The sequence below is a fragment of the Bacillus sp. AFS015802 genome, assembly GCF_002561455.1.
GTDB lineage: Bacteria > Bacillota > Bacilli > Bacillales > Bacillaceae_B > Rossellomorea.
Genome location: NZ_NTUP01000032.1, coordinates 1 through 450 on the forward strand (window position 1 = coordinate 1; position 450 = coordinate 450).

Annotated in this window: 1 rRNA gene; it reads left to right on the plus strand. The window is 53.8% G+C overall.

Annotation, left to right across the window (positions count from 1 at the left end):
* A 23S ribosomal RNA gene (locus CN378_RS23150) occupies positions 1–308 on the plus strand; the annotation flags it as partial.
* Positions 309–450 lie beyond the last annotated feature (142 nt).

Below are 450 nucleotides of genomic sequence, written 5' to 3' on the forward strand. Positions count from 1 at the left end.
GAGACAGTTCGGTCCCTATCTGCCGTGGGCGCTGGAGAATTGAGGGGGGCTGCTCCTAGTACGAGAGGACCGGAGTGGACGCATCATTGGTGTACCGGTTGTCACGCCAGTGGCATAGCCGGGTAGCTAAGTTCGGAAGAGATAACCGCTGAAAGCATCTAAGCGGGAAACTTGCCTGAAGATGAGACTTCCCTGGAGGCTTGACCTCCCTGAAGAGTCGTTCGAGACCAGGACGTTGATAGGTCGGGTGTGGAAGCGCTGTGAGGCGTGAAGCTAACCGATACTAATTGCTCGTGAGGCTTGATCCTATCATTTGAGTACCTTAGCAAGGCTAGGCGACGAGAGTGGATGTGCGAAGTACATCAAATACCGAATATATGCGGGTTGAGACGAGAGACTCAGCCCAGGCTTCTTCCAGTTTGTGCCAGTTTATGTCTGGTGGCCTTAGCG